The sequence below is a fragment of the Roseibium aggregatum IAM 12614 genome (assembly GCF_000168975.1).
GTDB classification, from domain to species: Bacteria; Pseudomonadota; Alphaproteobacteria; order Rhizobiales; family Stappiaceae; genus Roseibium; species Roseibium aggregatum.
In genome coordinates this window covers 199,131-211,392 of the sequence record NZ_AAUW01000012.1, presented here as the reverse complement: position 1 = coordinate 211,392, position 12,262 = coordinate 199,131, and the positions used below count along the sequence as shown (strand labels likewise).

14 protein-coding genes are annotated in these 12,262 nt (G+C 57.5%); 8 read left to right on the top strand and 6 right to left on the bottom strand.

Annotation, left to right across the window (positions count from 1 at the left end; translation table 11 throughout):
* On the bottom strand, positions 1–525 hold a 525-nt coding region (locus tag SIAM614_RS17635; protein WP_006936587.1), incomplete at its 3' end, for a hypothetical protein.
* A gap of 282 nt (positions 526–807) precedes the next feature.
* Between SIAM614_RS17635 and SIAM614_RS17630 the strand changes: the two genes are divergently transcribed.
* Both SIAM614_RS17630 and SIAM614_RS17625 read left to right on the top strand, forming a co-directional pair.
* Complete coding sequence (locus tag SIAM614_RS17630) at positions 808–1,134, top strand: DUF6949 family protein (RefSeq protein WP_006936586.1); 327 nt, start codon at positions 808–810, stop codon at positions 1,132–1,134.
* Between the two features lie 6 nt (positions 1,135–1,140).
* A complete protein-coding gene (locus tag SIAM614_RS17625; protein ID WP_006936584.1) occupies positions 1,141–1,668 on the top strand; it encodes a gamma carbonic anhydrase family protein in 528 nt (175 codons plus the stop codon).
* 185 nt (positions 1,669–1,853) lie between these two features.
* On the opposite strand, the gene SIAM614_RS17620 is transcribed toward SIAM614_RS17625, so the two are convergent.
* The 3 genes from SIAM614_RS17620 to SIAM614_RS17605 form a co-directional block, all read right to left on the bottom strand.
* Positions 1,854–2,375 carry a transglutaminase-like cysteine peptidase gene (locus tag SIAM614_RS17620; protein ID WP_006936583.1) on the bottom strand — a complete coding sequence of 174 codons (522 nt, stop codon included), beginning with the start codon at positions 2,373–2,375 and terminating at the stop codon, positions 1,854–1,856.
* 533 nt (positions 2,376–2,908) lie between these two features.
* A complete protein-coding gene (locus SIAM614_RS17615; RefSeq protein ID WP_040440541.1) occupies positions 2,909–3,544 on the bottom strand; it encodes a PilZ domain-containing protein in 636 nt (211 codons plus the stop codon).
* 365 nt (positions 3,545–3,909) lie between these two features.
* Positions 3,910–4,557: a PAS domain-containing protein gene (locus SIAM614_RS17605; RefSeq protein ID WP_040440502.1), complete on the bottom strand. Its 648-nt coding sequence runs from the start codon at positions 4,555–4,557 to the stop codon at positions 3,910–3,912.
* Positions 4,558–5,113: 556 nt separating this feature from the next.
* Here SIAM614_RS17605 and SIAM614_RS17600 point away from each other — a divergent pair.
* Entirely contained in the window at positions 5,114–5,902 is a 789-nt protein-coding gene (locus tag SIAM614_RS17600; RefSeq protein WP_006936577.1) for a rhomboid family intramembrane serine protease, read from the top strand.
* Positions 5,903–6,183: 281 nt separating this feature from the next.
* The gene (locus SIAM614_RS17595) at positions 6,184–6,615 is read left to right on the top strand and encodes a CBS domain-containing protein (RefSeq protein ID WP_040440501.1); all 432 of its coding nucleotides are present in this window, start codon (positions 6,184–6,186) and stop codon (positions 6,613–6,615) included.
* 102 nt (positions 6,616–6,717) lie between these two features.
* On the opposite strand, the gene hisI is transcribed toward SIAM614_RS17595, so the two are convergent.
* Positions 6,718–7,173: a phosphoribosyl-AMP cyclohydrolase gene (gene hisI, locus SIAM614_RS17590; RefSeq protein WP_006936575.1), complete on the bottom strand. Its 456-nt coding sequence runs from the start codon at positions 7,171–7,173 to the stop codon at positions 6,718–6,720.
* A gap of 46 nt (positions 7,174–7,219) precedes the next feature.
* Positions 7,220–7,855: a GTP cyclohydrolase I FolE gene (folE, locus tag SIAM614_RS17585; protein WP_006936574.1), complete on the bottom strand. Its 636-nt coding sequence runs from the start codon at positions 7,853–7,855 to the stop codon at positions 7,220–7,222.
* Between the two features lie 288 nt (positions 7,856–8,143).
* Between folE and SIAM614_RS17580 the strand changes: the two genes are divergently transcribed.
* From SIAM614_RS17580 to SIAM614_RS17565, 4 genes are all read left to right on the top strand, one after another.
* Positions 8,144–8,596 (top strand): iron-sulfur cluster assembly scaffold protein, encoded by a 453-nt coding sequence (locus tag SIAM614_RS17580; protein WP_006936573.1) that lies wholly within the window; start codon positions 8,144–8,146, stop codon positions 8,594–8,596.
* A 59-nt stretch (positions 8,597–8,655) separates the two neighbouring features.
* A complete protein-coding gene (yidD, locus tag SIAM614_RS17575; protein WP_006936572.1) occupies positions 8,656–8,964 on the top strand; it encodes a membrane protein insertion efficiency factor YidD in 309 nt (102 codons plus the stop codon).
* A 78-nt stretch (positions 8,965–9,042) separates the two neighbouring features.
* The gene (locus SIAM614_RS17570; protein ID WP_006936571.1) at positions 9,043–10,833 is read left to right on the top strand and encodes a B12-binding domain-containing radical SAM protein; all 1,791 of its coding nucleotides are present in this window, start codon (positions 9,043–9,045) and stop codon (positions 10,831–10,833) included.
* A 244-nt stretch (positions 10,834–11,077) separates the two neighbouring features.
* A complete protein-coding gene (locus SIAM614_RS17565) occupies positions 11,078–12,262 on the top strand; it encodes a GNAT family N-acetyltransferase/peptidase C39 family protein (RefSeq protein WP_198137344.1) in 1,185 nt (394 codons plus the stop codon).

Sequence of the window (12,262 nt, the reverse complement as noted above, 5' to 3'; positions counted from 1 at the left end):
AGCGAAGACGATGGCGCGATGGCAGCGGGCCGTGCCGGAAGAAGGCTCTTTCCGGCAGCGTGCGATAAAGCCGTTCTGAACGGCCGGGTCGTAGACGATGAGATCTGTCGCGGTCGCGCGGCGTGCCGACAGCGTCAGCACCTTCAGGCCTGCGGGGCCTCTCTTCTCGCCACCGCGGGCCAGGCGTCTGTAGAACGGATCGAGCCTTGCCCGCAGGCTTTCCCGGCCGGGGTTGCTCTCAAGTTCGACCTGAATTTCCGCCGGAGTTGTCCAGCCAGTGTCGCCGCCATCGGTTGCACTGGAGGACCATTGCAGGTTCAGCCGAAGGGTTTCGAATTCAGCGTCGCTACCGAGGGCCTGCCGTTTCTGAAAGGCAGTCGCGATCAGGTTGAGCGGCAATTCAAAGCGGGTCGGTCCGATGGCAAAGCGCACTGGCTGATCTTGCCTGACGCCCGCCTCAGCGGGCCAGCCGAACGACCAGGTGTAGACCTTTCCGGCAATATGAGCCGTGCCCAGTACACACATCGCCAAAGCCAGCCAGGTGAAGTGGCGGGGGTCTGTCCTGATCGGCCCTGGCAAGGAGACGGGTATCACGACTTCGGTCTCTTGGTTTGGTGTGCACTGTTCTGGGACAGGCTGTCCTGAAACGGCACAGGTGTCCCGCTGGGGGAAGGTGTCAATGCCGCTCCTGGTGGCTCAAATGAAGGGATTTGGCGCATTTGCCGATCCGGCACAGTCTTTGCTCTTGACCCTTTATGAATTCTTAATCACTTTCTGCGGGAAAGAGTTAACAAGGGGTTAACGGGCGTGCTGTTCAATCTTCTAATCGTTGGATATATCGCATGCGCCGGATTTGTAGCGTCGGGTGTGCTGGGTAGCCTCTATCAGTTGATCACGAAACAACCGCCGAAGTTCGCCTTCGACGGGGAGGGAATCCTGTCTTTCCTCGCAGGCATGTTCCTGTGTGTGTTCGCCGGACCCTTCATCATCATGCGCAATGCCATTCGTGGACGCAGGATCGAAAAGCGGCCGTTGGGCTGGCTGGTCGCATCGTCCACCATTGCCGGTATGTGGAGCATGTGTTCCGGTGTTATGGTGATCAACGTCGCCCTGATCATGGTTGGTTACACCTGAGGTCTCATGCCGGTCTTCGCTCTTGATGGACGTTCACCCGTTTTCCCTGAAAACGGTGAATACTGGATCGCGCCGAATGCAACGCTGATCGGCGATATCATTCTTCACGAAGCTGCAAGTGTCTGGTTCAACGCGGTGCTGCGCGGTGACAACGAGCCGATTACCGTCGGCATGCGTTCGAATGTGCAGGACGGCTGTGTCTTCCACACGGATATGGGTTTTCCGCTGACCATCGGCGCCAATTGCACGATCGGCCACAACGCCATCTTGCACGGCTGCACAATCAAGGACAATTCGCTGGTGGGCATGGGGGCGACGATCCTGAACGGCGCTGTCATCGGCTCCAACTGCATCATCGGGGCAAATGCACTGATCGCCGAAGGCAAGGAAATTCCGGACAATTCACTCGTTGTCGGTGTGCCTGGCAAGGTGGTGAAGACACTGCCGCTGGAAGCGGCGAACGGAATCGCGAATTCCGCTGACGGCTACGTGCGCAACTGGCGCCGTTTCAAGTCAGGATTGCGGGAGCTCTGATCCCTTCTGACCTGTTCCCTTCAACCAACCCCTATGAGCACCCCTTCTGACTGGGTCTGAAAAGGCGGGAACCGGCCTGCGGGGGGCGGGCCGGTTCCCTGGATCCGGTCGTGGTAGGGATGGGGAGGGTGGGGACGCGACCGGATCGTCCTAGAGGCCGGCTTGATGCCGGACCAATCCCAATTCTAGTTGGACACGCTACTGACGGTGGTCACACGCGTGTCGGCGATGCCTGTCCACTGCACGGGCGAGCTGGCGGACTGGCGTTTGATGTAGCGGTAGGGTGTCGAGTACCAGGGCAAGACTGCCTCGATCTGGTTGTCGAGGATCATGTCGCCGTGGTCGGTACGGACCGTCAGAACCGCGTGGCCCGAATTCTGGGTGTCCTTGGCGACTGTGATGAGCAGGGCGCTTTTGGGCCAGCCGGCTTCAATCAGCACTCGCTGTTTCTCAAGGACGTATTCCTCGCAGTCGCCATAACCGTTTACCGGATATGTCCAGTACTCTTCCTTGCCGAAGAGATCCTGATCGGTCATCGGGTGGATCCGGCGGTTGACTTCCTTGTTGATGGCAATGAGTTCGTTCCAGCGGGTTTCATCCAGCTTCACGACAACCGGCTCGTACTTTTCGTTCTGACAAGCCCAGGTGTTGTCGCGACAGAATTGTTCATAGCCGACCGGTGGTTTGACAACCGTTCTCATGTCCATGAAACGACCGGGATCTGCTTGTGCAACCGATCCCAAGACGGTGCACGAAAGCAACATTGCAGATGCGAGTACAGTTCTTTGAAGTAATTTCATCGTAACGCCCTCCCCAAGGCTGACGTAACGATGACGGAATGATTTTTACTTGGAGAAAATCTCCAAAGTAAAACTCTATTTGTATTTTATATGTGTTTGAGTTTGTTTTTATTGTTATTTGAATTTACTTTAATTCAAGTTGGAGGAAAATTTTCATAAAATTTGATCTATCCTTCAGAAGCCCTTGTAATATCGAGATTTTAGCGTTGGTCAGGTGGCTGAAAACAGGCTTTCAATTGCGCGTTGCGGGGCTAAAACAGGCCCTTTTTCAAGCTTCGAGGGCGGGAAAAGAACGCAAAAGTTTTTTGATTTTTTTTGAAAGGCAGCTGCCGGGAAAGGAAAACTTCGGCCTGCATCACCGTCTGAAAACGAAAAGACCCGGCAAAGCCGGGTCCGTCAAAATCTTATACGAGCACTTGCAGCAGGCAGGAAAGGTTCTGTCAACTATCCTTGGGTGCCGAAATATGGTGTTCCAGCAATTCGCGACTCTGTACGGCTGCAAATTCGACGGCGATACCGCCTTCGATGCGGCGAATGACACGCGCATGCATCTTTCCGAGCGTGATAGGGTCGCCCATTTCCGGCAAGATGTCCGTTGCTATAGCGGCACCGGACAGGGACACATCTATGATCCGGCAGACATGCTCCGAGCCATCTGGCAAGATCATCTTTGTCATCGGGTTCTTGGGCACGAAGCGGTCGTGGCGCCGGTCTTCGGGAAGATTGAGTTCGTCCCGGTTTGCGAGCCAGGTGAGAACATTGGCGATCTTGTCGCGTTTGCGCACCGTGTTCCGCAGTTCCACCGCAAAGCCACCATCGATCAGGCGGGAAATCGTGCCTTCAACGCGGCTCAGGTGGTCGAGATAGGCAATCACGCGCTCACCGACCCTGCCGGTGACCGGTGTGATCATGGCCATGCCGCCTGGCGACATGTCGATAACCTGACAGGGATATTCGCGCCGGTCTTCCAGCATGAAGCGGCCCAGAATGTTGACCTGGACACGTTGATGGCGCCGCCGGTCAGTGACTTGAAGCGATCTGCTTCCCTCGGTTGCTGTTGCCACTCCGGCGCTCATGCCCATTCTATCCAAAACGATGCGCAAATCGCATTTTCCCCGGCTGAGATGCGATTCAAAAGACGTCTGCCAAATCACTTTAGGTAGCTGGGGTTAACGATGTGTAAGAGTGTAGCTCAGAAGGGGCTCAGGTCCAGACTTGGGATCGATAAAAATGCGGGCGTCGCCGCTATGCCGGTGTTTCAGGATGTTTCCGGCCTCAATCGAAAAGAAATCGGGAGTAAAAATCCGGAAGGGCCTACTTATTTCAGGCTGAGAGGACCGCAATTTGACTGGGAGCAAAAGATATCGGGCCAGCTGATTCTCAGCCGGCCCGATATCTTTGTGCAAACAGGGAAACCACTGAACCGGATATGTGGTCCGGATCAGGACTTTCCGCCGGAATAGACAGTCAGATGCCCGACCTTGCGCTCCGCACCGTTCGGCAGGGGCGGGGTCGGCATGGCGAGACCCTCGGCCGTGAAGCGCGGCAGGATCGGATTGAGCGTCGCTGCCGGGGAATCCATGAAGTAGGGGCGCTCGTCAGGCCAGACCAGACGAAGGCTGCTGATGGACTGGCTCAAAATGGGATGCAGGCCGATCCAGTAAGGCTTTTCCATCGGGGTGCAACTGCCCAGCACCCGGATCCTGCCTTCGCCGGGAACGTTCAGCGGAACCAGCAACATTTCCATTTGCAGGATCTGTCCCCGTTCCGTGTGGCCATTGATGCCGATCACGGCGGCGGCTGCATCTTCTGTGATGGCGGCCAGCAGGCTTTCCAGCGCCTCACGGTCTTTCACGCTCCAGCCGCGCAGGAAGTTGCGGCCCTTGAGTTCCCGGCAATGGGCGGAACACAGACGCGTGCCGGCAAGACGGTAGCGCACGTCCCTGGGGCCGTTCGTTTCAAGAATGAAGGTGTCACCGAGAAGGCCACGGATTTCACCCGGATCGACTTCGCTGCGGTTCGGCGCGGGGCGTGCGCCGCGAAGATTGTCCCAGTAGTTGTAAAGAGTTTGCGTTACGCCGTGTTTCATCTGGTTCGCCTCTTTGCCATTCTTGCGCCCGGTGTTTCGTCTCAAGACACTGCCTGTTCCAAAACGGGACGAAATTGCTTCCCTGTTGGTTTTTGACCTCTACAAAGCAGGGGGCGTGCCAAGTGTCCGGAGGCTCGAAAGTCCGTAGGTGGCCAGGAATTAAGGTTAATTTTCAGTAAAGCTTGTTTTGCTGCATTTAGGCTGGCAGCTTAATAATCAGTTCACATAGACAGCGGGTGGGAGGAACCTGATGTTGCGGGCCAGGCCGCGGGCCGATAGGTACAGCCGCCAAGAGCTGCCTCGGTAAAACAAGCGCCGGCCGAAGTGAGCAACTGTCCTGAACGGGCGTCGTGGGGACGCGACCGGTTTTCGGGGGGCATCGCAAAGCGCTGGTCACCTTTTCGGGTGGCCGGCGCTTTGTATTTTCAGGTTTCTGGTGGAGGGGAACTGGCAAATCAAATTCACCAAAACCCGGTTTCTCGGCATCGGGCGGTCGAACCGCTCTTGTTTTGTCTTCGATCTGGCTTAGAAGAAAGACACGAAAGGCAGAGGGTCCATGAACGTTTACCGCATCGATGAAGAACGCGCCCGGCGTGAGAAAGCCCAGAAGGAACAACGTCCCCAACGGCCATCCGGTCCTCCTGTCTTCAATCTGCCCAATATCATTGTCTGGCTTGGCGGTATCCTGATTGCAATCCATGTTCTGCGGGAAATGATCCTGCCGGTGAATATTTCCAATCTGATCATCGAACTGTTCGCGTTCTGGCCGGTGAAATACGCCTATTTCAGCAGTCTGCAGCCGCTGGATCTCGTCTCCAGTCTCTGGGCCTTTGTCACTTACAGCCTGCTGCATGGCGGGGCCATGCATATTATTTTCAACCTGCTCTGGATGGCGATTTTCGGCAGTGCTGTCGCCAGACGGTTCGGCGTTGGGCGCTTTCTGGTGTTTTCGGCCGCCTGTTCGGTTGGCGGGGCCCTCGCACACCTGGCCACCCATTGGGGCGAGGGGGCACCCATGATTGGTGCTTCGGCTGCCATATCCGGCCAGATGGCGGCCGCCATCCGCTTCGTGTTCGAGCGCGGGGGACCGCTGGGGGCAATCCGCAGCAACGATCCGACCGCCTATTTCGTTTCCGCTCAGCCCCTGGCGGAATGCCTGCGTAATCAGCAGGTTCTTGTCTTCGTCGCGGTGTGGTTCGGGCTCAACCTGTTCTTCGGCCTGATGAGCGGTCCCGTCGCGGGGCAACCGGCCAGTGTTGCCTGGCAAGCCCATATCGGCGGGTTCGTCGCCGGCCTTGCCCTGTTTCCCTTCTTTGACCCGGTGCCGCAGCGGCGGAATTCCTGAGGTCAGGCGCAACTGGCTTCAAGACGTAACGTCAACAGTTTGCGCGGACTGATTTTTTTGCCATGATACCTTCGAGACTGGAGAGCGACCCGCCGGATTCGGATGGACGTTCAGCCCCAGTCGGTGCGAAAGTGGTCGAGCAGCCGGAACAACGCTTTGCGGAGATCGGCTGGAAGACTGCATTCAGGTCGATCAACTGTAGACGTTTGATCGCTTCCGATTGAGCGTCGGTTGATCTGGTCCGGTAAAACGGACCGATTGATGCCATGGGAGGTGATTGAATGACCGTAGCCGCAATCCTAAGTGGGAAAGGCCACGATATTATCACAGCGCGCAGCGACGCGTTGCTCAGCGAAATTTGTGAAACCCTGGCAAAACACAAGATCGGTGCCGTGGTTGTCTCCGACGATGAAGGTGCCGTGAACGGCATTGTCTCAGAGCGGGACATCGTTCGTGTCATCGGAACACAAGGCGTGTCTGCACTGAAAACGCCGGTCTCCAGTGTCATGACCAAGACCGTTGTCACCTGCACCGAAGAGAACAACATCAACGAAGTGATGGCCCAGATGACGCAGGGCAGATTCCGCCACATGCCCGTTTTGAAAGACGGCAAACTGACCGGCGTGATCTCCATCGGTGATGTCGTGAAATTCAAGATAGCGCAGGTTGAGCTCGAAGCAGAGCAGATGCGCAGCTACATCACGATGGCTTGAGCAAAGCAGCCTGCGAACAATGACATCCCGGCGCGCACGAGACGCCGCCGGGATGATCGCCTGAGAATTTGTTTATGATCACTGGCAGGGGCGGGACCTGTCTCAACTCTTGCCGTAAACCTCGTCGGGATCATAAACCCGTTCGGTTTCAACGCGCTCCAGATGCACGGCGCCGTCGTCACTTTTGACGGTTTTTCTGTAAAAACAGGACCGGTAGCCCACGTGGCAGGTGGCGCCATTTCCGGCAACCGAGACCTTCAGCACAAGGGCATCCTGATCGCAATCGGTCAGGATCTCGTGCACGGTCTGGATCTGGCCGGAGGTCTCGCCCTTTTTCCAGTAACTTTGCCGCGAGCGGCTCCAGTACCAGGCTTCTCCGGTTTCGATTGTGCGCTTCAGGGCTTCGGCGTTCATGTAGCCCACCATCAGCACTTCGCCTGACGCCACATCGGTGACGACAGCCACGATCAGGCCATCCCGGTCGAATTTCGGCATCATCAGATCGCCGTTTTCGACCGTTTCCTTGTCGCCGCGTTCAGTCAGGTGAGTGTTGCACATGGGAGGTAAGCCCTTGCCGTCTTTCGTAAACGCAAGGGCTGGAACGTCAGAGGCCCTTGCCGCGCACCAGAGACATGAATTTCGCCTGCTCGGCAGGATCGTCCTGGAAAACGCCGGTGAACTGGGTGGTGATCGTCGAGACACCTGGTTTCTGAACACCGCGCATGGTCATGCACTGGTGTTCGGCTTCCAGCATCACGGCCAGGCCACGCGGGGCCAGCGCATCGTCAATGACCGATGCGATCTGCGCAGTCAAGTTTTCCTGCGTTTGCAGACGCTTGGCATAGATGTCGACAACGCGTGCCAGTTTGGAAAGACCAACGACGCCTTCTGCCGGATAATAGGCGATATGCGCCTCGCCGATGAAAGGCAACATGTGGTGTTCGCAATGGGAATGGAACGGGATGCCGCGCACAAGGACGATATCCTTGTAGCCGCCAACATCTTCGAACGTCCTTGCAAGATGCTCGGCCGGATCTTCGTAGTAACCGCTGTAAAGCTGGCTCAGTGCCTTGACCACGCGCTTCGGTGTTTCCACCAGACCTTCGCGGTCCGGGTCATCGCCGGTCCAGGCCAGAAGCGTGCGCACGGCAGCTTCAGCTTCTTCACGGCTTGGCCGATGCAACTGATCCGGTGACTTTCTTTCGAAGGTTTTTTCTACCGGCTTGAGGACAGCGTCCATGGGAATCCTCGCAATTTTACCCTTGTCACTCGTCATACGGCGCCCGCTGGTGCACAGATCAGATGGTTCGGGCTTTTCAAGCCGCGGACCCTTATCATACTCCAGGCAAAAAGCGAACGCACAGTTTCTGAGCGGGAGGAGCCGGTTTCTAGCTTGCATACGTCATGCGGAAGACCAACTGCGACCACTCTGCCCCTTGCGAATTTGCCGTGGCGTCTGATGTATATATATGAAAGCAGTGCGCCATCAATGTGTCGCGCATCACAGGCATTCACGAAGAGGCGAGTTATGCTCGACGACATTTATAACGCGAAGATCCTTGAATTCGCCGGAAATATCCCGCGGATCGGCCGTCTCGAGCATCCGGACGCAAGCGCAAAAGCCCATTCCAAACTTTGCGGATCGACCGTTGTTGTCGATCTTTGCATGAAGGACGGCGTCGTCACTGATTTCGCTCATGACGTCAAAGCCTGCGCTCTCGGACAGGCATCCTCCTCGATCATGGCCCGGAATATCATCGGCGCGAGCGCGGACGAATTGCGCGACGTGCAAAAGACCATGCGCGCCATGCTGAAGGAAGGCGGAGAGGCCCCCACGGGCCGCTTCGAAGATCTGAAGTTTCTGGAGCCGGTCCGTGAGTATAAGGCACGCCACGCCTCGACGCTCTTGACTTTTGATGCCGTTGTCGATGCGCTCGACCAGATCGAGGCGAAAGCCAAGGAAGACAGTGCGGTCGCGTGACCGCGGTTCGGCGTTCCATGTGTTCTCTCCATAACGAACCGCGAAAGCCGGATGGCCGCTTGTCACCAATCGGATATGCAGCGATTGGGCTTATCTGGCTTTACCGCCACTCCCTGTCGCTTTTCATGGGGCGGACTTGCCGTTATGCGCCGACCTGCTCGGACTATACCGAGCAGTCCATCCGCCGCTTCGGCTTCTGGGCGGGGGGGTGGATCGGCCTGTCTCGGGTTCTCAGATGCAATCCCTGGGGGGCTTCCGGTTTCGATCCGGTTCCGGACACCTTGCCGCCGGATGCGCGCTGGTTCTTGCCCTGGCGTTACGGTCATTGGACCGGCAGGCACATCCCGCCGGAACATCGTCTGGACTGAGCGGCGGATTAACCAGATGTTGACCTAACGTCAGGTCAATGCGACGCTTGCTTCTCATGCCAGAAGGCGGAGGGAAGAATGAGCGGACGCGACTTCCATTTCGTAATGATCAAGCCAACTCATTACGACGACGATGGTTACCCGATCCAGTGGCTTCGTTCTGCAATCCCCTCAAACACTCTTGCCAGTTTGAATGGACTGGCAGAAGCCGCGCGGAACCGTCAGGTGCTTGGAAAGGATGTCCGCATCCATCTTCACACCTACGATGAAACCAACAATCGGGTTCGTCCGGCAAAGATCGCCCGGGATATCCGAAAAGCAGGAGGATCTGCGCTAATTGCGCTGGTCGGGGTTCAGTCAAACCAGTTTCCGCGTGCCGGCGACCTTGCCCGTATTTTCCTGAAGAAAGGCCTTCCGGTTGCCATCGGCGGGTTTCATGTCTCCGGCTGCATCTCCATGCTCGATGAAATGCCGGATGAGATGGTTCGGTTGCAAAAGGAAGGTGTCGTCTATTTTGCCGGAGAGGCCGAGGATGGGCGATTGGACGATGTTTTCCGCGATGCCTTTTCCGGTGATTTGAAGCCGCTCTACAACTTCATGGCGGACTTGCCCTCGCTTGAGGGAGAGCCGACACCGATCCTTCCTTCCCAGCACATCCGCTTCACGGCCGGATCGCATTCCAGCTTCGATCTCGGCCGTGGCTGCCCCTTCCAGTGTTCCTTCTGCACGATCATCAACGTGCAGGGCCGTAAAAGCCGGTTTCGATCAGCAGACGATCTGGAGCAGATCATTCGCGACAACGTCGCGCAGGGCATCGACCGCTTCTTCATCACCGACGACAATTTTGCCCGAAATCGAGAATGGGAACCGCTGTTCGACCGGCTGATCCAGTTGAGGGAGCAGGAGAACTTCGACATCAAGTTCATCATCCAGGTGGACACGCTCTGCCACCGGATTGACGGTTTCATCGAGAAGGCGACGCGGGCCGGGGTCAACCGGGTCTTCATCGGTCTGGAAAACATCAATCCGGACAACCTGCTGGCCGCAAAGAAACGGCAGAACAAGATTACTGAATACCGGGAGATGCTGCAGAAGTGGCGGGCCCACGGGGCAACCACCTATGCCGGTTACATCATCGGTTTTCCGGCTGATACCAAAGAGTCGGTCCTGCACGATGTCGAGATCATCAAGAAGGAACTTCCGCTCGATCTGCTCGAGTTCTTCTATCTGACGCCGCTTCCCGGGTCTGAAGATCACAAGGTGCTTTTGAGCAAAGGCATCTGGATGGATCCCGATCTCAACAAATACGATCTCAATCACCGTGTGAGCCATCATCCGAAAATGAGCGATGAGGATTGGGAGGAGGCCTACCGGCAAGCCTGGGCAAGTTACTATTCCGATGGTCACATCGAAACGGTACTGCGCCGGGCCGCCGCGCACCGCAAGGGAAGACCGGGCAACAAATTGTTCCTGATGATGTGGTTCAAGCTGATGGTCGAATGCGAGGGCGTTCATCCGCTGGAAGGCGGTTACTTCCGCCTGAAATTCCGCACGGACCGACGCGGGGGCATGCCGCTTGAAAATCCGCTGGTGTTCTATCCGCGCTATCTTGCGGAAATCGTCTCCAAACATTGGGCCTATCTGTCGGCCGTCTGGCGGGTTTACCGGATCTACCGGAAGGTCAAGGCATCGCCCGACAGGCGGACTTATTCCGATCTTGCCATCGCGCCGATGAACAGGAGCGAAGAGGAAGATCTGGCAATGATCCGGGAAACGCGCGGTGGCGCGGAAGCAGTTGCCAAACAGCTCCGCGATGCTGCGCTTTCAAAGGCCGGAAAAGACCGGGCGAAGGCAGCCTCGGCCTTATGATGGGGAGGCGGGGATCTTGCGCCGAAGCAACCGCCAGCCGAAGGTCATGCCCATTGCCGCAAGGATGATTTCTGCAGCGGCCCGCAAGGCGGGCCGAGGCCTGCATTTTCAAGCCGTTATGGCCTGAACGCAAAATGTGTTGCCGCGACGAAAATTCTCAAAGACAGCACCTGCAAATCGGTGTATTCCGCAAAGGCCGCCGACCGGTCCGCGCAGCCTTCAAACTGCCTCAGGACCGTCGCCAATGTTGGATGGAGACCGGGCGCGGCACACCGGCCTTTGGGTCTTTACAGGCGCCATGGACAAGGCTTCGCCCCAGGCCGAAACCGGGGATCTTTTCATTCGCATTGCCGAGCCTGGCGATCTAGCCGAGCTGTTCCGCATTGAAAACGCCGCCTTTGCCGGGGATCGCATTTCCCGGCGAAGCTTCAAACGCTTTCTGGAGAGCACGCGCGCACGCCTTCTGGTGGCAACTGGGCCTAACGGTCTGGTCGGTTACGCCTTGTTGCTCTTGCGACAGGGCACCGCCTTGGCCAGGCTTTATTCGCTTGCTGTCGATCCCGCCTGCCGGGGGCAGGGGCTAGGAGCAAAGCTGCTGGAAGCCTCCGAGGTTGCCGCCTTCGATAGCGAGCGCATTGTGCTGCGGCTTGAAGTGCGCGCGGACAATGAGGCTGCCATCGCGCTTTACCGGCGCAGCGGCTACCGCCTGCTGGGCAGGGTCGAGGCCTACTACGAGGACGGCTGCGCGGCGCTGCGGATGGAAAAGCTGCTGCATGGCCCAGTGCTGGGCACTGGTAACGCGCCTTATTACTCGCAGACGACAGAATTCACCTGCGGTCCGGCCTGTGCGCTGATGGCGGCCCGGCATTTCGATCGATCGGTTCCGGCAGAACCCTTGACCGAGCTTACACTTTGGCGGGAGGCAACGACGATCTATCTCGCCTCGGGTCATGGCGGCTGCGGCCCGTTCGGCCTGGCCAATGCGCTTGCACGGCGCGGGCTTTCGGTCGAGGTCCGGCTGTTTCCCGACGAACTCCTATTTCTCAACTCCGTTCGTAACCCGGAAAAGCGGAAGGTGCTGACGCTGGTTCAGGAAGGATACCGGTCGGAAGCCGAGCAGCTTGGTGTTGCCCGGTCGGAACATCCCCTGGAAGCAACCGCTCTTGCAGCCGAGATTGCTCAGGGAACGCTCGCGATCGTGCTCATCTCCGGCTACCGCATGTTCGGCCAGAAAGTTCCCCACTGGGTGCTTGTACATGACGCGGACGACCGCCACCTGATCATCCATGATCCCTGGCTGGAGCGTGAGCGCCATGAAAGTCCGGCGGATGCCGCCAATCTTCCCATTCCCTTTGCCGAATTCGACCGTATGGCCCGCTGGGGCCGCAGCGCGGTACGTGCCCAAATCCTTATACGAAAGGACGCCTGA